This window comes from Spiroplasma cantharicola (assembly GCF_001281045.1).
Lineage (GTDB): Bacteria > Bacillota_I > Bacilli_A > Mycoplasmatales > Mycoplasmataceae > Spiroplasma_A > Spiroplasma_A cantharicola.
Genome location: NZ_CP012622.1, coordinates 856,763 through 881,154, shown reverse-complemented (window position 1 = coordinate 881,154; position 24,392 = coordinate 856,763). Strand labels below are relative to the sequence as shown.

At 25.1% G+C, this 24,392-nt stretch carries 23 protein-coding genes; 22 read left to right on the top strand and 1 reads right to left on the bottom strand.

The window, feature by feature from the left end:
* Window positions 1–5 precede the first annotated feature (5 nt).
* Window positions 6–842 carry a lipoprotein gene (locus SCANT_RS03810; protein ID WP_053946405.1) on the bottom strand — a complete coding sequence of 279 codons (837 nt, stop codon included), beginning with the start codon at window positions 840–842 and terminating at the stop codon, window positions 6–8.
* Between the two features lie 148 nt (window positions 843–990).
* Here SCANT_RS03810 and SCANT_RS03805 point away from each other — a divergent pair, with 148 nt between their 5' ends.
* The 22 genes from SCANT_RS03805 to recO all read left to right on the top strand — a co-directional run bounded on the left by SCANT_RS03805 (window position 991) and on the right by recO (window position 24,340).
* Window positions 991–1,314 (top strand): ArsR/SmtB family transcription factor, encoded by a 324-nt coding sequence (locus SCANT_RS03805; protein ID WP_053946404.1) that lies wholly within the window; start codon window positions 991–993, stop codon window positions 1,312–1,314.
* A 343-nt stretch (window positions 1,315–1,657) separates the two neighbouring features.
* On the top strand, window positions 1,658–1,801 hold the full coding sequence (rpmG, locus tag SCANT_RS03800) for a 50S ribosomal protein L33 (RefSeq protein ID WP_053946403.1): 144 nt from the start codon (window positions 1,658–1,660) through the stop codon (window positions 1,799–1,801).
* A 73-nt stretch (window positions 1,802–1,874) separates the two neighbouring features.
* Window positions 1,875–2,939, top strand: coding sequence for an aminopeptidase P family protein (locus tag SCANT_RS03795; RefSeq protein WP_053946402.1), 1,065 nt, complete (start codon window positions 1,875–1,877; stop codon window positions 2,937–2,939).
* 9 nt (window positions 2,940–2,948) lie between these two features.
* A complete protein-coding gene (gene uppS, locus SCANT_RS03790) occupies window positions 2,949–3,671 on the top strand; it encodes a polyprenyl diphosphate synthase (RefSeq protein ID WP_200902967.1) in 723 nt (240 codons plus the stop codon).
* Complete coding sequence (locus SCANT_RS03785) at window positions 3,658–4,770, top strand: phosphatidate cytidylyltransferase (protein ID WP_053946400.1); 1,113 nt, start codon at window positions 3,658–3,660, stop codon at window positions 4,768–4,770. The genes uppS and SCANT_RS03785 overlap by 14 nt, the downstream gene beginning before the upstream one ends.
* A 4-nt stretch (window positions 4,771–4,774) precedes the next feature.
* A complete protein-coding gene (dxr, locus tag SCANT_RS03780) occupies window positions 4,775–5,899 on the top strand; it encodes a 1-deoxy-D-xylulose-5-phosphate reductoisomerase (protein ID WP_144416887.1) in 1,125 nt (374 codons plus the stop codon).
* 3 nt (window positions 5,900–5,902) lie between these two features.
* On the top strand, window positions 5,903–7,144 hold the full coding sequence (locus SCANT_RS03775) for a M50 family metallopeptidase (RefSeq protein ID WP_053946398.1): 1,242 nt from the start codon (window positions 5,903–5,905) through the stop codon (window positions 7,142–7,144).
* A gap of 21 nt (window positions 7,145–7,165) precedes the next feature.
* Window positions 7,166–11,617, top strand: a complete 4,452-nt coding sequence (locus tag SCANT_RS03770; protein ID WP_053946397.1) for a PolC-type DNA polymerase III — start codon at window positions 7,166–7,168, stop codon at window positions 11,615–11,617.
* 71 nt (window positions 11,618–11,688) lie between these two features.
* On the top strand, window positions 11,689–12,174 hold the full coding sequence (locus tag SCANT_RS03765) for a ribosome assembly cofactor RimP (RefSeq protein ID WP_053946396.1): 486 nt from the start codon (window positions 11,689–11,691) through the stop codon (window positions 12,172–12,174).
* 45 nt (window positions 12,175–12,219) lie between these two features.
* Window positions 12,220–14,247 (top strand): ATP-binding cassette domain-containing protein, encoded by a 2,028-nt coding sequence (locus tag SCANT_RS03760; RefSeq protein ID WP_053946395.1) that lies wholly within the window; start codon window positions 12,220–12,222, stop codon window positions 14,245–14,247.
* On the top strand, window positions 14,247–14,624 hold the full coding sequence (locus SCANT_RS03755) for a hypothetical protein (RefSeq protein WP_053946394.1): 378 nt from the start codon (window positions 14,247–14,249) through the stop codon (window positions 14,622–14,624). The genes SCANT_RS03760 and SCANT_RS03755 overlap by 1 nt, the downstream gene beginning before the upstream one ends.
* Window positions 14,625–14,638: 14 nt before the next feature.
* Window positions 14,639–15,112, top strand: coding sequence for an rRNA maturation RNase YbeY (gene ybeY, locus SCANT_RS03750; protein WP_053946393.1), 474 nt, complete (start codon window positions 14,639–14,641; stop codon window positions 15,110–15,112).
* Window positions 15,113–15,166: 54 nt separating this feature from the next.
* The gene (locus tag SCANT_RS03745) at window positions 15,167–15,577 is read left to right on the top strand and encodes a diacylglycerol kinase family protein (RefSeq protein WP_053946392.1); all 411 of its coding nucleotides are present in this window, start codon (window positions 15,167–15,169) and stop codon (window positions 15,575–15,577) included.
* 14 nt (window positions 15,578–15,591) lie between these two features.
* Window positions 15,592–15,999: a cytidine deaminase gene (cdd, locus tag SCANT_RS03740; RefSeq protein ID WP_053946391.1), complete on the top strand. Its 408-nt coding sequence runs from the start codon at window positions 15,592–15,594 to the stop codon at window positions 15,997–15,999.
* A gap of 112 nt (window positions 16,000–16,111) precedes the next feature.
* Complete coding sequence (locus SCANT_RS03735; protein ID WP_053946390.1) at window positions 16,112–16,828, top strand: hypothetical protein; 717 nt, start codon at window positions 16,112–16,114, stop codon at window positions 16,826–16,828.
* A 271-nt stretch (window positions 16,829–17,099) separates the two neighbouring features.
* Window positions 17,100–18,254, top strand: coding sequence for a type 2 glycerol-3-phosphate oxidase (glpO, locus tag SCANT_RS03730; protein WP_053946389.1), 1,155 nt, complete (start codon window positions 17,100–17,102; stop codon window positions 18,252–18,254).
* A 47-nt stretch (window positions 18,255–18,301) separates the two neighbouring features.
* Window positions 18,302–19,804, top strand: coding sequence for a glycerol kinase GlpK (gene glpK / locus SCANT_RS03725; RefSeq protein WP_053946388.1), 1,503 nt, complete (start codon window positions 18,302–18,304; stop codon window positions 19,802–19,804).
* Window positions 19,805–19,862: 58 nt separating this feature from the next.
* Window positions 19,863–20,639, top strand: coding sequence for an MIP/aquaporin family protein (locus SCANT_RS03720; RefSeq protein WP_053946387.1), 777 nt, complete (start codon window positions 19,863–19,865; stop codon window positions 20,637–20,639).
* Window positions 20,640–20,786: 147 nt separating this feature from the next.
* Complete coding sequence (locus SCANT_RS03715; RefSeq protein ID WP_053946386.1) at window positions 20,787–21,458, top strand: hypothetical protein; 672 nt, start codon at window positions 20,787–20,789, stop codon at window positions 21,456–21,458.
* Between the two features lie 30 nt (window positions 21,459–21,488).
* Window positions 21,489–22,634 (top strand): hypothetical protein, encoded by a 1,146-nt coding sequence (locus tag SCANT_RS03710; RefSeq protein WP_053946385.1) that lies wholly within the window; start codon window positions 21,489–21,491, stop codon window positions 22,632–22,634.
* Between the two features lie 11 nt (window positions 22,635–22,645).
* Window positions 22,646–23,548 (top strand): GTPase Era, encoded by a 903-nt coding sequence (era, locus tag SCANT_RS03705; RefSeq protein ID WP_053946384.1) that lies wholly within the window; start codon window positions 22,646–22,648, stop codon window positions 23,546–23,548.
* 9 nt (window positions 23,549–23,557) lie between these two features.
* Complete coding sequence (gene recO, locus SCANT_RS03700) at window positions 23,558–24,340, top strand: DNA repair protein RecO (RefSeq protein WP_053946383.1); 783 nt, start codon at window positions 23,558–23,560, stop codon at window positions 24,338–24,340.
* The last annotated feature ends 52 nt before the right edge of the window (window positions 24,341–24,392 follow it).

Here is a 24,392-nt window from a genome sequence, read left to right as displayed (position 1 = left end):
TCTTTTTATTTATTTGAATAATTATTAATTAGCTCTAAGTTATCAAGTGAATAATTAAATTGATATAATTGTTTTCTACTATCTGTTCCAGGTTCAGTACCTGGATCTGTTCCAGGGTCAGGGTCAGGTGTTTCTCCTCCACCAGTAGATTGACCTTTATTAACTTTATCAATAAATACTGTTTCTTGATCACTGTTGTTCATTGCAGTAATCAATGGTTCAAATAATTCATCAATTATTTTTTCTGTTCATCCTTGCTCTGATTTTCCAAATCCAACTTCTCAAGTTACTAATTTACCATTTCTAATAACAATGAACATTGGTACACCATTGTTATTATTGAAGTAAGTTTTAACTTTCTTTTTAGATTCATTGTATGCGATTTTTTCTTTAGTTTCAGTATTTCCAAAAACCTTAGTTTTATAAATTTGAGTTACTTCTTCAATCATTCAATCTAAGATGTTTTTACTTCACTTTTCATTAAATTTATTTTGAACTTCTTCTGTTTTAAATTCTCTAAAATCTACTTTATTATTTAGTTTTTCACCATAAGCAGTCATAGAATCTGGATAACTTATTCCTTGTCTTATAACTTTTTGCTCATAACTAGTATTTAACTCATTCATTTTTGAATTGAATTTATCACTATAATCTTTTTTAGCATTATCAAAGTCCTTACAATGTGGACAATCATCTGCACCCATATATAGAATAAATGATTCTTTATTATCAATTCAACCTTTAAATTCGTTAAATTTTTTGTTTGAACTACATGAAACAACAACTAAAGTTGATGTTCCAACTAATGCTGTTGCTGAAATTACATTAAGTAATTTTCTCACTTTTATCACTCCTAAATTACTATTATTATTTTACACATATTTAAGCATTATTGCTTTATTTATTTAAAAATTGCAAAAGATAAATATTTTTAAAAATTGGTATAATTTGGTTAATCTTAGTTAAAAGATTTTTTTAAGGAGAATAATTATGAAAGAAAAATACATAGAATTTGCAGAAATATTTAAAACACTTGGTGATCCAACAAGATTACAAATAATTAATATGATTTGTGATTGTGGTTGTACTAAATGTGCTCAAAATATTTTGGTTAATTTAAACATAACACAACCAACATTAAGTTATCATATGAAAATGTTAGAAAAGGTTGGTTTAATAACTTCTCTTAAGGAAAAGAATTCTAAAAGTTATAAAATTAATAATCAAATAATTGATGAATTAAAATTGTTTGTTTCTGAAATTCAAGTTGAAAAGAATTTATTAATTTGTTCAAATTGCAATGAAAAAAAATAGAGCTCTTAATTAAAAGAACTCTATTTTTTTATTTTCCACATTGACAATTTGTACAAGTACATACTTCACAAGTACATAATGAATTAAATCCTAACATATTTCCTCCTTATAGATATTATCTATATAGATAACTATCTATATAGATAATACTACATATAGTTATAATTACAACAATATTTTCAAATTTTTTGAAATATTTTTTTAAAAGTTTTAAAGGTCTGCGTAATATATTTCAGCTGAAAAGGTATTAAATTTTAAAAAAAACTAAGAATTAGTGATATTTTTTTGGTATTATTAATTTGCTTATTATCTAAAAAAGATTATCAAGAGGAGGCTTAAGACTATGCGTGAAGGAGTTATTTTACGTTGTGCAACTTGTAAAGAAGAAAATTACATAGCAAAAAACGACAAAAGAAAAGAAAAAATTGAAGTTAAAAAACATTGCTTTAAATGTAATTCACACCAAGTTCATAAACAAAAAAAATAGGGGATAAAAAAATACTTTTTATAAGGTTTTTTATCCCTTTTTTTGTATAGTTATATATAAGGAGTTATTAACAATGAAAAAAGACTTATTAAATAAAATTTTAAAAGAAATTGAAGCAGATGCAATTTTATTATATTCACCTCAAAATAGATATTGATTTTCAAGATTTCACTCATCACTTGGGTATATTTTATATACAAAGAATAAGTCTTATTTATTTGTAGATGGTAGATATATTACAGCTGCTAGAAATTCAAAACTATTAACAAATATTGATGAAATAATAGAATTTGGAAAATTATATGATTTATTAAATAATATAATAAAAGAAAATAATGTTAAAACAATTGTCTATGAAAGTGATTGAGTTTTTGTAAAGGAAGCTCAAATTTTTCAAAAAAATTTGAAAGCCGAAGTTGTATCACATAATTTTGATGCAATCAGAATGGTAAAAGATAAATGAGAAATTGATCAAATTAAAGGAGCTTGTGATATTACTCATAAAGTTTTTTTAGAAGTATTGGATTTTGTTAAACCAGGTATTAGTGAAAAAGAATTAGCAAGATTTGTAAGTGATTCATTTTTAAAAAATGGAGCTGAAAAATTAAGTTTTGACACAATTGTAGCTAGTGGAGAAAATGGCAGTATGCCTCATGCAGTACCAACTGATAAAAAAATTGCAGAAGGTGATTTTGTAACATTAGATATGGGATGTTATTATAATGGTTATTGTTCAGATCAAACAAGAACATTTGCTGTTGGCAATTCTAATAATGCAAAGTTGAAAGAAATCTATGAAATAGTTTATCAATCACAACAATTGGGAATTGAAAGTATTAAACCAGGTATTAGTGGAAATGAAGTACATAAAATTTGTTTTGACTATATTGAATCAAAAGGTTATGGTAAATATTTCACTCATGGAACTGGTCATGGTTTGGGTATTGAAATTCATGAAGAACCATATAATTCAGCTGCTGGTGACAAAACACTACAAGAGGGAATGTGTGTAACTGTTGAACCAGGAATATACATTCCTGGAATTGGGGGAGTAAGAATTGAAGATGATATTTTAGTTACAAAAAGTGGCTATGAATTTTTAACTACACCCTTTAGAGAATTACAAATAGTTAAATAAAAAAGAGGGATATTCATTAAAAAATTAGAACATATTGCTTTTATTCTTGATGGTAATGGAAGATGAGCAAAAGAAAGAAATAAACAAAGAACTTATGGCCATAAAATTGGAATGGAAAATATTTATCCAACAATTTTAGCTGCTAAAAGTTATGGTATAAAATATATTTCAATGTTTTGCTTTTCGACAGAAAATTGAAACAGACCTTTACAAGAAGTTAATTATTTAATGCAATTTCCATCTGAAATTTTTTCAAAAAAAGAACAAGAAAAATATTTACAAGAAGGTATTAAAGTTGTTTGAATTGGAAGAAGAAGTAAAGTACCTTTGAAGACTCGCAAAGCTATTGAAGAAATGGAAGCAAAGACTAAAGATGCAAATCAGATAACTCTTCATATTGCTTTGGATTATGGTTCATTTGAAGAGGTAGAAAATTGTTTTAAAATAGTGTTTAATGATATTAATAGTAAAAAATTATCACTTGATAACTTTTCTATTAATACAATTTTAAATAATTTATATACAAAAGATACTCCACAAATAGATTTATTAATTAGAACTGGTGGAGAAAAAAGATTAAGTAATTTTATGTTACTTCAATTAGCATATGCAGAATTATATTTTATAAATACATATTGACCAGACTTTAAAGAAAGCGATTTAAAATTAGCTATTCAAGAATATAATAATAGAAATAGGAGATTTGGGGTTATTAAAGATGAAAAAAAATAAAGATAAAAATGAATTTGAAATAACTGAAACAGCTGAAATTTCTCCTGAAATTAATGGTGATATTGGCAATAACCGTTTTAAACTACCATCTGCTAAACGTAATTTTAAAGTGCGAGTTCTTTCAACAATAGTCTTGTTGGCATTACTTTTAGGTTTTGTTGTATCAGGGGCAATATATACATCATTAAAATCTTATACAGATTTAAATGCAGACGCTGCATCATATACTTCAATAATTTTAACAGTAGGTTTACTTGGAATATGTATGTTTGAGATGAATAAAACAATGGGTTTTAAAAATTGATATTATCAAGTTTTAATGATTACATTTGCAACAATAATGTTCATTTTTCCTTTAAGTTTTAATATGTATAATTTTTCATTTTATACTGAGATGAGCTTAGAAACTTGATTACAATTATGACAATTTCCAGTGTTAGTTACAAGTTATTTAATAGTGACAATTATAATTGGATTTGCAGATAAAAGAATTGATATTAAAAGTGCTTTAATTAATTTTATTATGACAATGATTATAATTATGGGATTAAAAGCCTTTTCAATTTCTTCTTTAGGATTAATTGAAACTGTTAATCCAGAAACTAATGAAATTAAAATAAGTGCGAGATTCTCATTTGTTACAATAGTTTGAATTTGAATGATGATTATCTTAAGTGATTCATTCCAATATATTGGGGGAATGAGATTTGGTAAAACTAAATTAAGCCCAAATATTAGTCCTAAAAAAACTTGAGAAGGTGCTTTAATCGGTCTTGGAGTAGCTGCAACTTCTGGAATTATTTTTGCAATGATTTTCAAGTTTACACCACCATTACAAGACTTCCAACCATTAAAAGAACCAATGCAATCATTGGGTGGTCGATCAATGGCACTTGAAATAATTGTTTATATTTTATTAGCATTAGTTTTTCCAATAATTGGTTTATTTGGAGATTTATTATTTTCATGAGTTAAAAGACAAGTAAATATTAAAGATTATTCAAATTTAATTCCTGGTCATGGTGGAGCTTTAGACCGAATGGATTCAATTTTATTTTCATTGTTTGTCTTATTTATCTTTATTTCTAGTGTTGCTTAGAACAGTGAAAAATATAGTATTATTTGGAGCTTCAGGAAGCATTGGTCAGCAATGTATAGAATTATTGCAAGAAAGTAAAGATAAATTTAATTTAACAGCTCTTAGTGTAGGAGAAAATGATTCAAAAATTGAATCTTTTTTACTTTCTTTTCCAACCATTAAAAAGGTCTATTCTAAAAAAGAATTAAATTATTTAAAACTAAAATATCCAAATGTAGAATTTTTATCTGACGATATTTTAAATATATTAAGCAAAGATGATCAAATTATAATTAATGCTTTAAGCGGTTTTTATGGTTTACAAGTTACTTTAAAAGCAATTGAAAGTAACTTAGTTTTATTAAATGCAAATAAAGAATCATTTGTTACTGCTGGAAATTTAATAAATGAAATGTTAAAAAAAAGTAAAACTAAAATATATCCTTTAGATTCTGAGCACTGTGCTATTTTTCAATGTTTAGAAAAAGAAAATATACCAAAAGCATTATTTATTACAGCATCAGGGGGCAGCTTTAGAAATTTAACATTAGAAGAAACAAAAAAAGTTACTTTAGATCAGGCTTTAAAACATCCTAATTGAAATATGGGTCAAAAAATAACTGTTGATAGTTCAACGATGTTTAATAAGGCATTTGAAATTTTAGAAGCTTATCATTTATTTGGAATTAAAAATATTATAACTTTATTGCATCCTCAATCAATAATTCACTCAATGGTTGGTTATAATGATGGATCAATAAAAGCTCAACTTTCTATACCTGATATGAAGCAAGTTATAAATTACTTTTTACATTATCCTAAAAAAAATTCATATTATAAGCAAAAAGAGATTGATTTTAATGATTTAATAAGGTTAGATTTAAAAGAAATTGACCAAAAGAGATTTAAACCAATTGCTTTTGCTTTACAATGTTTAGAGTTAAAAAACTCAAAAGCAATTGCTTTAAACGCTGCAAATGAAGTTTGTGTTGATTATTTTTTAAAGAAAAAAATTAACTTTTTTCAAATTACTGATATAGTTGAAAAAATATTTCAAGAATGCGAAAACATTGAATTAATAGATTATGAACAAATAGTCAATTATGACAAAATTATTAGACAATTAACAATTAAAAGAATTGAGGGATAAATTATGAATGAAGTTAGTGGAGGAATGGTAGTATTAGCTTTCTTTATTGGAATAATAGTTATGCTTTTATTAATTACTATTCATGAATTAGGACATTTAATTGTTGCTAAAATTGCTAAAGCTTATGTATATGAATTTTCAATTGGATTTGGACCAAGACTTTTTGTAATTAAAGGTAAGGAGACTTGAATTTCAGTTAGAGCCTTTCCTTTAGGGGGATATTGCTCGATTGCATCAGACAAAGCTGACCCACCAAAAGATAGAGAAGATGAAGAAGTTCCTGATGAAAGAAAATTAGATTATATTGCTAGATGAAAAAAAATGTTTTTCATCTTAGCAGGACCTGCTATGAACTTATTTGTTGCTTTGCTTTTATTTACAACAATTTTTGCATCAGTGGGTGTTAAAAAAAATGATATGACTTATTTTGGAGCAATTTATGATCAAAATAAAGTTGCTGCAACTTCTATTTTAAAAAAGGAAAAAGATAATAATATTGATGTTAACTATATTGGTCAAGAATATATTATTTGAGGTTGAAAAATGATTGCAAAAGAGGATGATAAAGAAGTTGTTCTTTTTGACAATATCTGTAATGAACCTAATAATTTAAAGGAATGTGATGCAAAAATTAATGAAGTTAATAATCAAAAAGCTGTAAGTTATAAAAAAACTGTTTATAACTTTATTGATAATTTATCTCGTTCAAAAGACAAAGAAGAAGTGCAAATTCAATTTTTATATAAAAAAGTAGATCCATATACTGGAATTGCTTTAGATGCATATAAAAAGGGAGAATTAACTACATTAACTGATATTGAACCTGCAAGTAGTATTGGAATAAGTGCACCAAATAGAATTTACAAAAGTACAGCTCAAGCTTATGGAGCTGGTTGAGGTGAAACTTTTAAAGCTTCAATTTCAATTTTAGAAGCTTTTGGAAATATTTTTACAGGAAAATTTTCAAATTTAGTTGGTCCAGTTGGGGTTGCTAAGCAAACAGCAACTTTACTTTCAAGCCCAGAGCAATTCTTTATTTATGTAGCTACAATTAGTGCTAATCTATTTATTTTAAATTTAATTTTTATTCCACCACTTGATGGATATAGATTATTAGAAAATTTTATAGAAATGATTCTAAGAAAAGAATTACCAACAAAATACAAAGTAGTTGTAAATGCAACTGGAGCTATTTTATTTTTATTGTTATTTATAATGATAACAATTAAAGATTTCATAGTATAAATATAAGAAGGGGTGAAAAATATGCATAAACAAGTTAAAGATATGTTTGAGAGCTTAAATATTTTTTTAAGCGAAGAAGAAGAATCATATTTTAGTGAAGCCCATTTTTATCAAGAAGCTGAGTTTAGTCAAAGTGCAAATAAATTAAGAGTCTTTATTAAACTTAAAGATTTTTTACCTATTCATTTATTACATAAAATTGAAAGTATTATGTTAACAAATACTTTAGTTTCTACAAAATTAAATTTTTGAGTAGACAGTGAATTATATTCAAAAGAATTAATTTGAAATCATATTGAGTATGTTAAAGAGCAAAAAGCAGAAGTTAAAACTGGAACAATTAAAATTTTGACACCTTCAAATGTTGACTATTCAAAAGAACACAGAATGGTATTCTTTAATGTATCTAATGAAACTGAAAAATCTCTTTTAGAAGAACATAAAGAGTATTATAAAAATAAATTATTAAAATATGGTTTTAGAAATCTTGACTTAAAGATTAGAGTTAAGGAAAATTTAGAAACTGATGTTTTAGAATCAATTAGAGAAAAATATGAAAAGGCTTCACATTATATTGCAAATACTCAAAAAAGTAATACTGATATTAATTCTTATACATCACCTTCAAGACAAAAATATAAATCAAATAATGATATTTTAAATATAGCAACTTATGAATCAATAGTTGATCTTGAAGAAGACGCACAAAATGTAACAATTCATGGGCAAGTAATTTCCAAAAATGTAAGAAAATCAAAAGCAGGAAGAAATGTTTATAATATTGCAATTACAGATGGAACTTCATCTGTAATGTGTATTTTTTTCCAAAGAAATAACGAACCAACTTTTTTTGATGAGATAACAGAAGAAACAAAAAATTCTTTAATTGGTTTTGAAAACCAAATTATAAATAAAGGTGATTGAGTTTCATTTAATGGTAATTTTAATTATTCATCTTTTGATAAGAGTTATATTTTTTATATTAGCAAATATAAAAAGATTGAATCCAAAACAGTTTATCGAAAAGATGAATCAAAAGTTAAAAGAGTCGAACTTCATACACATACAAAAATGTCAGTAATGGATGGAGTAAGTAGTGCTAAAGATTATATTGATTGTGCAAAAAGATTTGGTTGAAAAGCAATTGCAATAACAGATCATTTAAATGTTCAAACTTTTCCTGATGCATATTATTCTTTATTAAGCGCTAATAAGGGTGTAAGTGAAGAAGAAAAACTTAAATTAATTTATGGTAGTGAACTTGTGATGTTAAATGATGACTCATGAATTATAAAAAACCCAACTGGTAAAAAATTAAGAGAGGCCAAATTTGTTGTCTTTGACTTAGAAACAACTGGTTTATCACCTGAGTTTGATGAAATAATTGAATTTGGAGCTAATGTTTATGATTATGCTAAAGGTACTTCAAAAAAATATGATATTTTAATTAAACCTAAAAAGCCATTAAAAAAATTTACAACTGATTTAACTGGTATCACAACTGAAATGTTAGAAGATAAAAATTCAATTGAAGTGGAATTTAAAAATATAATGGAAATTATAGAAGATGGAATTTTAATAGCTCACAATGCTAATTTCGACTTTAACTTCTTACAAAGTTTTGCTAAAAAACTTGGTTATGGTGAATTAAAGAACACAATTATTGATACACTAGCATTAGGAAGACTTTTACAACCAAGATTAAAAAATCATCGACTAGGAACTGTTGCAAAAGCATATCAAATTCTTTATGATGAAAAAATAGCTCACCGTGCCGATTACGATGCAGAAGTTTTAACTAATATGTACGAACATATGTGAACTGAGGCTAAAAAAATAACTTCAATTGATGTTGACAGCGATTGAAATAAGTTTAATAAAAGTAAATATGAAAATGAAAACTTTAAAAGGTCAAGAGGATATCACATTAATGTTTTAGTAAAAAATCAACAAGGTTTAAAGGATTTATATAAATTAATTTCTTATTCTCATACAGAAAGTTTTTTAGGATCGCCAAAAGTTTTTCAATCTAAGATTTTAGAAATTAAAAGTAAAAATAATATTTTAGTTGGAAGTGGTTGTGTTAATGGTTTAGTATTTGAAAATGCAAGAACAGGTACCTTTAAAATGTTGGAAGAGTCTATAGATTTTTTTGACTATATTGAAATTCAACCACTAAGTGTTTATAAAAAATTAATTCAAACAGAAGATTTAACAATGGATGAATTAAAAACTATTATTCTTAAAATTATTGAAGTTGCAAAAAAATTAAATAAAACAATTGTTGCAACAAGTGATGCACATTATGTTGATCCAGAACTTAAAAAAATTAGAGATATTTATATTAATACAAAAGGATTAGGTGGAGCATATCATCCTCTTTATGACTTTAAACAAAGAGTTAAAGATAATCCAGATCAACATTTGAGAACAACAAAAGAAATGTTAGAAGAATTTAATTGATTAGAAAATAGTGAATTAATTAATGAAATTGTTATTGAAAATCCAAATAAAATTGCAGATTTAATTGATGCCAATATAGTTCCAATTAAAACTGGATCTTATCCTCCAAATATTGAAAATGTTGATAAACTTTTAACAGATGAATGTTATAAAAATGCAAAATCACTTTATGGAGAACTATTACCAGAAATTGTAAAAGAGAGATTGGAAAAAGAATTACTTTCAATTATTAAACATGGTTTTGCTGTTGTTTATTGAATTAGTCATTTACTTGTTAAAAAATCAAATGATGATGGTTATTTAGTGGGAAGTCGTGGCTCTGTGGGAAGTTCATTTGTTGCAACTGCATCACTGATTACAGAAGTTAACCCATTAAAACCACACTATAGATGTATTGAATGTAAATATTCAGATTTTGAAACACCAGAAGAAATTAAATGTGGTTATGATTTACCAGAAAAATTATGTCCAAAATGTAATACAAAATTATTAGGTGATGGCCATGATATTCCTTTTGAAACTTTTTTGGGTTTTGATGGAGATAAAGTTCCAGATATTGATTTAAATTTTTCTGGAGAGTATCAACCAATTGCACATAACTTCACAAAAGAAATTTTTGGAGAGAATAATGTTTTTAGAGCTGGGACAATTTCTACTGTTGCAGAAAAAACAGCCTATGGTTTTACACTTGGTTATTTTGAAAAGCAAAGTCAGAATATTGATTTAATTAGAAAGGCTGAAATTGAACGTCTTGCTTCACTTTCTACTGGAGTTAAAAGAACAACAGGACAACATCCAGGTGGAATTATTATTTTACCTAAAGAATATGAGATTGAAGATTTTACTCCAGTAAATTATCCAGCTGATGATAATGAAAGTGATTGAAAAACGACTCATTTTGACTTTCACTCAATTCACGATAATTTATTAAAAATGGATATTTTAGGTCACGTTGATCCAACTGCATTAAGAATGCTTTATGATTTAACAGGATTTGATCCAATTAAAGTTCCAACAGATGATAAAGCCGTTTATTCTTTATTTTCAGAATTATCAGCATTAAAAATTGATGCTGATTCAATTCTTGGTGAAACTACTGGAGCAATTGGACTTCCTGAATTTGGAACTCAATTTGTTAGAAATATGTTAAAAGAAACAAAACCCCAAAATTTTGCAGACTTAGTACAAATTTCAGGGTTAAGTCATGGAACAGATGTTTATGTTGGAAATGCTCAATCTTTAATTAAAGAAGGTGTAGCAAATATTTCACAAGTAATTGGTTGTCGTGATGATATTATGGTTTACTTAATGTCAAAAGGTTTAGACTCATCATCTTCATTTAATATTATGGAAAGTGTTAGAAAAGGTAAAGGTCTTTCAAAAGAATGAATTAATCTTATGAAAGAAAATAATGTTCCTGAATGATACATTAATAGTTGCTTAAAAATAAAATATATGTTTCCAAAAGCTCACGCAACTGCTTATGTGTTAATGGCATATCGTGTAGCTTGATATAAAATATATTATCCTGAAGAATACTATGCTGTTTGATTTTCTACAAGAGCAGATTTCTTTGATTTGGAAACTGTACTAAAAGGAAAAGATGCAGTAGTTAAAACTATTGAAGATATTAAATATCGACAAAACAATAAATTACCTGTAACTGCAAAGGAAAATGCTTTAATAACAATTTATGAAGTTATTTTAGAAATGTTTGCAAGAGGGATTGAAATCTCAAATATTGATTTTAATATTTCAGAGGGAGAGAAATTTGTTATTACAAAAAATAATGATGGAAAAAAAATATTAGTACCATCATTTAATGTAATTGATTCTTTAGGTGTTGCTGTGGCTAATTCAATTGTTAATGCCAGAAAAGAAAGACAAATTACAAGTGTTAATGATTTAAAAATGAGAACCCAGGTAACCCAAACTCAAATTGAAATATTTAATAAATTAAAAGTTACAGATAAATTAAAAGATGATGAACAACTTTCATTTGATTTCTAAAATGAAAATCATTATCTTTTTTTATTTATTAACTCAAAATAATATAAAATTAATCTATAAAAGAGGTAAATATGTCATTAGATATTATTAAAAACAACTATTTGGAAAAGATAAAAAATATTCTTAATGAGTGTGATTTTTTGCTTTATGAATTGAATGTTGTCAATGATTTTGATTCAAAGGTACTACAAATTCTAGTTGAAAATAGAGATATAAGTAAAAAAAATATTGATTTTGATTTATTAATAAAGGCTAATGAAAGTATTTCAAATATGTTGGATGATATTGATGATTTAGAAGATTCATATATTTTAGAAGTTGCAAGTGCGGGAGCTGAAAGGAAAGTTAAATCATTTGAAATTTTAAAATATAATATTGGCAGTTTCTTTTATATTACTTTAAAAAAACCAATTGAAATATTTACAGAATTTTCTGCGACATTAACAGAAATTAAAGATGACGAATTGATATTTAATTTCTTTATTAAAGGTAGACCCAAAAAAGTTAAATTAAAATGAGATGATATTGAATTTATAAGATTCGCTGTTAAGTTTTAATTTAACTTTTTTATTTTTTTGACGATTAATTAAATGGTGATTAGTTTGGAATATAAATTTACTATACAAAAAAGTGAAAATGACTGTGGAATAGCAGTATCAACGACTTTAATAAATTATTATCATAATAAAAATTTTGGAATAGAAGAAATTAAATTTGATAATTCTCTTAATGATGAAATGCTAAGTTTATATGATATGGAAAAACTTTTAAATAATTATCATATTGAATTTACTTCCTATAAATGTGATTATGAAGAATTTAAAAATTTGGATATTACAAATCCGTTAGTTTTAAATACATTGAATAAAGAGGGAAATGAACATTTTATTATTATTTATAAAAAAAGAAAGAATCTTTTTTTAGTTGCAGATTCAAATTTAAAAGACCTAACTTGGGTCAGTGAAAAAGACTTTAAAAGTATTTATCAAGGATTTTTATCAATTACAAAAAAAATTGAGGAAGTAAAATTTAAGACTAAATCAATATTTAATTGATTTACATTTATTAATAAATTTAAAACGGAAGTATTAATGTTATTTTTAATATCCATTATTTTAAATGTGCTTATTTTAATTACAAACAATTTTTTAAAAATCTATATGGAGAATGTTGCCATCAAAGAAAATCAATCCATAAAATTTTTATTTTTAATTTTTTTAATTGTGTTTATTATCCAAAATGCGGTCTCCTATTTTATAAATAAGATAGTTTTTAATATTAAGTCAAAAGTAAGTAAAACTATATTTCTTTTTTATAAAAAGAAATTAATAAATTTAGAAATTGAAAAATTTAATTCAAATTCGAAAGAAGAGTGAATGAAAAAATTGGAACATATTAATCTACTATCTGAATTTATTGTAAAATCAACAATATCTTTCCCGTTGGGCTTAATTCTTTTTTTAATGTCGTCACTATTTTTAATTTTAATTTCTCCGTTAATATTAACTATTGTTATCATTCAAAATATAATATCTATATCAATTTCAATTTTTTTATTCTATCTTTTAAAAGAATATAAAATAAAGAAAGAGAGAAAACTAATAAATTTTTCTTATAGTTATAGAGAAATACTTGATGGGTTTGAAGAAATAAAATATAAAAATATTGAAGATGAAATTAAATCAGTTAACTATAAAAACTTTAATGCTACTTTAAAAGAAACAAAACACATATTTAATTTGAACAATAAAGCGGAACTATTTTTTTCATTATTAAATAAATTCTTTTTTTATTTAATATTTTACATTTCTATAATTTATATAAATCAAAGCAAATTTACTGTACCAGATCTTTTATTTTATACATCAATTAGTTTTTATATAAATATTTTTTTCAATCAATTAACTAATTTTATACTTGATTTACAAGAAATAATTATTGCAGATAAATCCTTGAGTTTTATTTTTGCTAATAGTGAAAATAAAGATAGTTCAATAATTGTCAAAGAAATAAAAACTATAGAGGCAAAAAATTTATATAGTTATAAGTCTGATAAGTGTGCTTTAAATAATTTTAATTTTATCTTTAATAAAAATACTTTCATTTATGGTAAAAGTGGGAGTGGTAAAACAACTTTATTAAAAATTTTATCAGGACATTATAAAAAATATGAGGGAACTTTATTAATAAATGAAAATATTAATACAAATAAAGTAGATATTAAAAGTTATCGAGAAAGAAATATTTATCTTGGTCAATATGATTATTTGTTTAATGGAACAGTTTGAAATAATATTCAACAATTCAAAAATAAGACTGATTTAAAAATAGTTGAGGATTTCAAAATATTAGAAATATTAGAAAGAAATAATATAGATTTAAATAAAAAAATTTATGATAATGGTGCCAATCTAAGTAAAGGTCAAAGACAAATAATTAATTTCCTAAGTTTATTTTTTACTAGTAAAGACTTATATTTAATAGATGAGCCTTTAAGTAATGTTGATAAACACACTGCTTATTATTTATTTAAATTATTTATGGAGCAAAAAAAGAACTCCTTAATAATCATGTGTGATCATGATATTGCATATTCAAGATATTTTGAAAATAGAGTGGAGGTAATATAATGAAAAAAAACTTGACAGTTCATTTTTGTTTATTATTTACATTATTAATATTTATAGCTATTTTAATTTTATTAAAAAAACAGCAAGTCTATACAGGCTCAGTTTTTATTCAAGAATATATTGATGAAGATGGAACTGTAACCGCTGATTTATATTTAATTAGTAACAAAAGTTTGAATATAAGCTTAATTGATTATATAATTTTAGAAACTAATCAAGGAAATATGTATGTTTATTCTTCCAATCTTGAATATAGTGATTCTTTAATCAAGATAAGTATAAATAATATAGGAAGTATCAAATATCCTTCAAATAATGTTTTAATATTTGGAGAAAAAATATCGCTGCTTTCTTATTTATTATCAAATGTTTTCTAAAAATAGGAGTAAATATGAAAGATATATTAGAATTTAATTATAATACAGATGAAAATTTAAAAGAATATGAGGTACTTTTTAATAATTTGTTAAAATCAGCTAAAGAAGTATTAGATATTAATCAAAATTTAAGTTTTTCAGTTAACTATATTGATGAAATAAAATCAAGAAAACTTAATAATGAATATAGAAAAAAAGACTATGTAGGAGATGTTATTTCTTTTCCAATTGATGATGACTTTGGCATATATAATCAATTAGATTTTAAAGAAATAGGAGATATTTTTATAACATTTAGTGAAGCTAAGAATAAAGCGTTAAAATACAATCATACAATTAAAGAGGAAATGGCTTGATTATTTGTTCATGGTCTTTTACATATCCTAGGATATGATCATGAAATAAGTGAAAATGAAGAAAAATTAATGTTTGATTTAACAGATCAAATTTTAAACAAACAAAATATCAAGTATAAAATGCCATTTTAATGGCATTTTTTTTAATGTAAAGTATAATAATAAGGCAGAAAAAGGTGTAATAATATGTCAAGAAAAAATGATATTAAAAAGAAATCAAAGGTTGGTACAAGAGTAAAAAATAAGTTTTCAAATGCCGCTAGAGGTATTTTTACTGCATTTAGAGAAGAATCGACATTAATTGTTTATTTAATTATTGTCATTTTTGCAATAGGATTAGGTATTTGAGTTGGGTTAGATACAACTCAATGATCAATTGTTATTTTAACAATTGGAGTACTTACTGGATTTGAATTTGTTAATACATCAGTTGAAAATTTTGTTGATTTATTAAGTTTTGAATATAATATTCAAGCTAAAAAAATCAAAGATATTTGTGCAGCTGCAAGTATTATTAATGCACTACTATCTGTTGTTATAGGTTTCTTAATATATTTACCAGCATTAATAACTACCATAGAAAATTTATTTAAGTAAAAATGGAGAAAAAGATGAAATTAAAAAAAGATGAAGTATATAATGAATTAAAAATATTAAGAGAAAATGCCTATGTCCCATATTCAAATTTTAGAGTGGCTTGCATTATTTATCTAAAAGATGGCAATAAAATAAAAGGTGTAAATGTTGAAAATGCAGCTTACAATCCATCAATTTGTGCAGAAAGAACTGCTTTGCCACAAATGATAACACAAGGATATAATAAGAATGATGTTGAATTAGTAGCACTTTATACAGACTCAGAGGGATTTGGTTCTCCTTGCGGAACTTGTAGGCAAACGCTTTTTGAATTACTTTTAGAAAATCAACCAATATGGGTTTATAATAAAAAGGAATTTATTAATTCGTATGACGTAAAAGATTTTTTACCATATGCATTTACAAGTAAAAATATTGGTTAAAATCTTAATTAAACTTAATGAACACAAAACTATATACACTACAGATTGCAGAAAGGTTGTAGTTTTTTTTAAAATATTTATATAAAAAATAATAATAAGGGAGGGTATTAATATGTTTTATAGAAATAATGATTTTTGAAATGAAAAGGGAGCCGAATATATTTCGTCCTATTTGAAACTAATAAATATTGATAATTCAAAAGAAGAAATCTTTGAATTACTAGCTGAAAATGATTACTCTGAGGAAGAAATGCTAGAAGACTTTGATATTGAATTTTTAAATCATATAAAAGCTTGAGAAGTTATTAGAAAAATGGTCTTAAAAGTAAGAGAATTTGAAGAAAAATATGCAAAGAGATTTGATGAATTAATTCTTGATGAATTAGTTGAAATTTATGAATATTTAGACCCAAGTAAGGAATATAGTTATATGTTCCAAGGCAAGACTACAGAAAGTAAAGATTTTCTAAATAAGCTAAAAAAAATAATTTCAAAATTGACAATTGTGGAAACATTTGATTCAGTACTAGAATATTTATTAGCAGCAGCTTTCGATTTAACTTCACACCAATTTCTTGGTAAAAAAACATTTCTATACTTCTTTTGATTATTTCAAGCAGCAATGATTTCTAGAAATCATGGAATTGCTGTTTTTGAAGAGAAGTTTGAATTAGATCGAATTATGGAACTAAAAGATGAAATAGTAATTTATGCAAGACAAAATAACTCAAGAAATTTTTCTTATTGTGCAGAGTTTAGAGAATTTGTAGCGTTATGCAGAGATAAAATTGATATATTCTCTAATTATGAGAGACATAAATATGAATAGCAAATTATAAATATTAAGCAATTACATTAAAAATATAAACTATTGATAAATTAAAAAAGTTTTAGTAGTTTATATTTTTTTTATTTTTACAAAAATTTCCAATATTTATATTTATTTTGGAAATTATATGATTAAATAGATTTGAAGTTTTATGCTTCTAAGAAATGAAAAGTTGAGGTGAATTAGAAGAATTAACTTCTCAGTTTTAAAATTATATTTTTCATAGCTTTTAATTAAATATTGAAAATGCTATATAGAAAGAAAATAGCTTATGACTAAAAATAATTATGATATTTGTATAATTGGTGCAGGAATTATTGGAGCATCAATTGCAAGGGAATTAGCTAAGTATAATCAAACAATTGTTGTCTTAGAATCAAACCCCTCATTTGGTTTAGAAACTACAACTGGAAATTCAGGTTTAATTCATGGTGGATTTGATCCAACTCCGGGAAAATTAAATGCAAAACTAAATTTTCTTGGAAGAAAACGATATAAGGAAAATTGATTTAAGGAATTAGATTTTAATCACAAACATGTTAATTCTTTGATTTTGGCTTTTAATAGAGAAGAAGAAAAGCATCTTGATATGTTAATGGAAAATGGATTTAAAAATGGTTGTACTAAAGATGAAATATCTTTAATTAATCAAGAAGAGCTTCAAAAAATTGAACCATCAATAAGTAAAGAAGTAACAAAGGCTTTATTATGTAATAGTTCTTCTATTATTGATCCTGTGGAATTAACAGGTGTGCTTCTTAAAAATGCTAAAAAAAACGGAGTGAATGTTTTTTTTAATGAAAAAGTTCTTGGGATTAAATATGAAAATGAGCTATTTAAAATATCATCTCAGAATAATAATTATAAAGCAAAAATCATTATAAATTGTGCAGGGCATTTTGCAGATAAAATATCTTCTCTTGCGGGATATGATGATTTTAAATTATCTACAAAAAGAGGAGAGTATATAGTCTTAAAAGGAACTAAAGAAAATCAAGCAAATAATGTTTTGTTTATGGTGCCAACTGTTCATGGTAAAGGAGTCATTGTAGCTAAAACAGTAAATGGTAATTTATTAGTAGGACCAACTGCAGAAGATAATGTAGCAAAAGAAGATATCAATCTAATTACTGAAGAAAAATTTAATCAAATAAAAGAAATAGGTAAAAAAATAATACCTACTTTAGATATGACAAAAATTATAGGAAGATTTGCAGGATCCAGACCAATTTTTAAAGAAACTGATGATTTTTATATTCATTATGCAAAACTTAATAATAATTTTATTAATGTTGCTGGAACAAAAAGTCCAGGTATTTCATGTGCACCCTCAATTGCAGATTATGTAATTGAGATGATTAAAAAACAAATGAAATTAGAACTTAAATTAAAATGAGATAAATATGAAAAAAATATCTTATTTTAATATAAATATAAATATTTTTTAACTATATATGGAAGGAAAAAAAATATATGGAAAAATATATTGTAACTTTAGATGAAGGAACAACAAGTGCTAGAAGTTTAGTTGTAAATAAAAAGGGAGAGATAATTGCTTCAAATCAAAAAGAATTTTCACAAATTTATCCTCAAGAAGGTTGAGTTGAACAAGATGCAACTGAAATTTGAAATACACAAAGAACTACTTTAATATCAGCATTAAATTCAAAAGATATTTCCCCTGAACAAATTGAAGCAATAGGGATTACAAATCAAAGAGAGACAGTTGTTGTTTGAGATAAAAATACTGGAAACCCAATTTATAATGCTATTGTTTGACAAGATAGAAGAACTGATGGTTTTTGTCTTGAACTTGCAAAAACTCACAAAGACATAATTAAACAAAAAACTGGATTAGTAATTGATGCCTATTTTTCAGCAAGTAAAGTGAAATGAATTTTAGATAATGTGAAAGACGCAAAACAAAAAGCTTTAAACAATGAATTATATTTTGGAAATATTAATACATGACTTATTTGAAAATTAACTGGTGGAAAAGAATTTTACACTGACCATACAAATGCTTCAAGAACAATGCTTTATAATATTTCAACTCATCAATGAGATGAAGAACTATTAAAATTATTTGATATTCCATTAAATATGCTTCCAAAAATAAAAGGTAATAGTGAAATTTATGGTTATACATTTCCTGAGTTATTATCTAAAAATTCTAAACACCAAATAGCAATTGCATCTTCAATTGGAGATCAACAGTCAGCTTTATTTGGTCAAATGTGTTTGGAACCAGGTGATATCAAAGTAACTTTTGGTACAGGAGCATTTATAGTAATGAATACTGGTGATAAAAAAATCGATTCTAAAAATGGGTTGTTAACAGTTATTGGGTATTCAATTAATAATAAATTTATATATGGACTAGAAGGTTCAGTTATGATGGCTGGGGCAACTTTACAATGATTAAGAGATGATTTAAGAATAATATATAAAACACAATTAAGTGAATGATATTCAGAACAAGTAAATGATGATAGACAAGTCTATTTCGTTCCAAGTTTTTCAGGATTAGGTTCTCCTTATTGAGACCCTTATTCAAGAGGAGCAATATTTGGATTAGATAGAGGTGTTAAAAAAGAACATATTATTAAAGGAGCTTTGGAATCAATTGCTTTTCAAACAAATGACGTATTAGAAGCAATGAGAGAAGATTCAAAAATTAATATTAGAAGTATTAAAGTTGATGGTGGTGCTTCTAAAAATAATTATTTAATTCAATTTCAATCTGATATTTCAAAATCTGAATTAATTAGACCTAAAAATGTAGAAACAACTGCAATGGGAGCTGCTTATTTAGCTGGACTTGCAGTTGGTTATTGAAAAGATATTGAAGATATTAGAAAAAATTGAGAAGTTGATAAAAAAGTTGAACCAAAACGTGAAACAACAAAATTGGTTAAAGGCTGAAAAGAAGCTGTCTCAAGAACTAGAAATTGACTAAAAGATATTAACGAATAGAAATATAAATAGAAGACTTTAAAGAGCAAAAAAGTATTCCTAAGAAAGGGAGAAAAATATGAATTGATCTGTATTAATATTAACAGAACTATTTGGTACAGCCTTACTAATTATTTTAGGTAATGGAATTGTAGCAAATGTCGTTTTAAAAGGAACAAAAGGAAATAATAGTGGATTTTTAGCTATAACAGTAGGATGAGCATTGGCAGTATTAACAGCTGCTTTAATTGCAAATGCTTTTGGGGGAGTTGCTCATTTTAATCCAGCAGTTACAATTGCAATTGCAATTTCTGACAAAACAAAGAATTTAGGGTTTGGTGCTTATACAGGACTTTCGCCAGTGGCAATGTTGTTTTTAGTAATTTTAATTCAATTTATAGGAGCAGTGTTAGGACAAATAATTGTTAACTTTGTTTACTATAAACATATTAAAAAAACTTTAGAATCAGTTAAAGTTGAAGATCAAGCAAACGTACTTGCTATGCACTCAACAATCCCAACTGAAAGAAATCCTCTACTTAATTTTGCAATGGAATTTTTAGGAACAACAGTTTTAATTGTTGCTATATTATCTTTTGGAAAATTTGCAAATGGTAGTGGTTTGCCAAATTTCTATGGTCCAATTTTAGTTGGAACAACAATTTTAGCAATAGGTTTATCATTAGGAGGAACAACTGGTTATGCTATTAACCCATATAGAGATTTAGCTCCAAGACTTGTTCACTCTTTAATGCCCATTAAAAATAAAGGAACATCTGATTGAAAATATAGTTGAGTTCCTGTTCTAGCTCCTTTATTAGCAGGAGTTACAGTAGGATTATTATTTTTAATATAATTTAATAAATTTAAGTATACTAAGTATTTAATTTAAAAGTTCTTAGAGAGTTTTAAAAATAAATACTATAAGAAAATATATTCAATAAAACTAGGTTTTTACCTAGTTTTTTTATATAATTTTAAAAGATTAAAGGGAGAAAAAAAGATGATTAGATTAGATACAATAGTAACTGATGTATTAGCTGCAATTGGATTATTTATAATAGTATTTTCTCCCTTAATATTTTCTTCAATTCAAAGAAAAATTTTAAATCAGAGATTGCATACAACAATTGATGGTGAAAAGTTATTTGAAAAACTTAAGTATGATCTTAAATTATCAAAATTAACTGGTATTAATAAAAAAAGACTTTATAAAGATGTTGACTATGCTAAAACAATTTTTAGAGGAGCTATGGAATATAATTCAAGAGAATTAACTTGATATTTTAATGAAATGTATGCAAAAATATACATCCATAAAACTATTAAGAAGAAAGCTTGAATGTATACTGGAGTTTGATTGTTAACAATAGGAACTATTATTGGGGGCTCATATTTAGATATTTTTTATTGATTATTCGATATGAAAAGACTGGGTTCATCATCAGGGATTGCTTCAATTTGAGTATTGTTTTTTTGTGCAGCGGGTTTAAGCGCCTTTATTAAATATCTAGAATTTTTTAAAGTAAAAAGAGTTATAAATGATGAAGTTAGACAAATTAATTTAACTAAAAAAGAGAAAGTTTGAAAAGACTATTTAATAATTTATTGAATGTCTTGTTCAATTCCATTTGTTGGTTTCTCATTTATTTTAATTAATATTCTATTTATGTAATTAATATCTATAAAAAAAGGTGGTGAAAATATGAAGAAAACTGATTTACTTATTAAAGGAAAATTGGGAGAAATCATTACAAAAAGATTTCTAAAGTCAAAACATGTAAAAATGGTTTCTGAGGGAGACTATATTTCTAGACTTAGAGCATGTTGTAAAGTAATATACAGTATTCCAATTCAAGCAATCTGAATTGGGTTTTTCTTTTATGCACGTATTATTGTTCAAAAACATGTTGCAAATACACCATCAATTCCTGAAAGTGAATTGTGATTATACACAGATCAAATTAATGTTTTAAATGCTTTTATTTTAATACAGTCATATCATCTATTTTTAATGGTAACTGTTTTAATTGTTATGTTAAATATGACAATGTCGCGAGGGACGAGTGTTTTTACAGCAATATTTAATATTTTATATATTTCTGAAGCACTTCTTTATGCCAGTTTTTTATTTATTCTTGATTGAGTTGGTTTACTTCATAAGTTCTCAAATCCACAAGAGTTATTAATGGCAATAAGAACACAATGATTGTGAGTTATAGCAATATTTATTGCAGTCTTTTCTTGATTGCCTTTAAAATCTGTTTTTGCAGATGTAAATATGTGAAATAGAGAATGAATAAGAATTGAACGTTATAGAAAAACCGAAGATAGAGAAAATGGTTTTGTTTTTAAAACTTGAGTGACTCCAGGAGAGATATCTGCAAGAAGATTAATGATATCAACAGGTTGATATCTTATTTTTGTAGCAAGTATTTTTCACTTAATGGATATATTTGCCAGCACACATTTTAATGCAGTAAAATATGTTTTATTAATTGCAGGTTATATTATCTTTTTATCTGCCTATGTAGTACCATATAATAGTTTAAGTTTAATTTTTTATTGAGTTAATTTTGCATTTTTATTTGCATTTACAATTTATGGTCTTTATATGGTTCAAAATGTAGCATGACAATGAAGAATGTGATATCTATACTTATATTTATTATTATTAATACCTTGGATACTTTCACTAAAAGCAGCTATAAGATATACTTGAACAATCAAAGATAGAGAAGAAATTAAAGCAGTTGTTTTAAATATGTTTGAAAGTGATAGTGCGTTTGAACAATTTATTGAAGAACGCGATAATAAACAACAAATTGAAAAATCAGAAGATACAGTTTAGGAGATATTAAATTGGAAAAAATAAGATCAGGATTTATTAGTATTATTGGAAGACCTAATGTTGGTAAATCAACTTTATTAAATACTTTATTAGGTAAAAAGGTTTCAATAGTTACTAATAAAGCACAAACAACTAGAAATCGTATTAACGGAATATTAACTCACCAAGATGCTCAATATATTTTTGTAGATACTCCAGGAGTTCACAAGGCCCAACATGAGTTAGGTAGGTACATGAATAAGGTTGCTTTATCTTCAACAAAAGGAGTAGATGTTATTTTATTTTTAGCACCAAGTGATGAATTTATTGGTGAAAATGATAGATTTATATTAAATGCTTTAAAAGAAAGAGAAGTACCAGTTTTTTTAATTATTACAAAAAGTGATTTACTTTCAGAAAATCAACTTAATGAAAAAGTTGAAGAATGAAAACAACAAGATTTTACATTTGAAAAAATTTTGTGTGTTTCATCAACAATGGGTAGTAATTTAGCAATGTTATTGGATGAAATTAAAAAGAGCTTACCTGAAACAGGAATTAAATTTTATCCCGATGATACATTTACAGATCAACCAGAACGTTTTTTAATTCGTGAAGTTATTCGTGAAGAAATTTTATTACAAACAGAACAAGAAATTCCACATTCAGTAGCTATTTTAATTGATATATTAGAAGAGAAAAAAGATATTATTAAAGTAATTGCTTCAATAATTTGTGAAAGACAAAGTCAGAAGGGAATTATTATTGGAAATAAAGGTAGTAAAATTAAATCAATTGGTATTAATTCTCGCGAAAAACTTGAAACATTATTTAATAAAAAATTTTATTTAGAGTTATTTGTTAAAACAAAAGAAAAATGAAGACAATCAGCGTCTTTAATTAAACAATTAGGATATGACAAAGATAGCTATTAGGTGATGAAAATGGGAGCAACGAAAATAAATGCAGTAGTTATTGAATCAAATGATTTTGATGATTATGCCAAAATTGTTAAAGTTTTTAGTAAGCAATTTGGTAAACTAAGTTTTATGGCTCCTGGTGTCAATAAATCAACTTCAAAAAATAAGTATTCAATACAAACTTTTAGTTGAAGTGATTTTGAGATTTTTAAATCGAGAAGAGAAGATAGAGTAAGCAAGTTAAAAACGGGTGTTCTAAAAAAGGAGTATTTTAATATTGCCAAAAACTATAATAATTATGTTTATGGTTCAATTATGTTTAAAATTCTTGATCAAATAGAACAAATTAGTAATAAAAATTATAAGATTTTTAAAATGTTAACTTTTACTTTAGAAAATATAAGTAATAATAAAAACCCCTTTATAAATTATTTATTTTTTATTACTCATTTAATTCAAGAAACAATTCAACCTTTTAGATTAAACGGATGTATTCGATGTAAAAAAACAACTTTTCCTATTGTAAGATTTGAATATAGTGAAAATGGTTTTGTTTGTGCAAGATGTTTATGACCAGGAGAAATTGTTCAACCTGATTCTTTTATAAGAGTTCTTGTAAATATTCATAAAAAAACAATTCATTTTAATGTTGAACAAAAATATGAATATACCGATTTAATTGTCATTCACAATATTGTAGTAAACTATTATGAAAATAATTTAGGGTTTTATTTAGGGCCAATATATCTATTAAAAGATACTGTGGCATTGAATGTAAATGAAAAGGTGGCTGAACATTATAAATAACACTTATAATGTATTGACAAGACAACTTTAATATAAGAAAATTCCTAAGTAT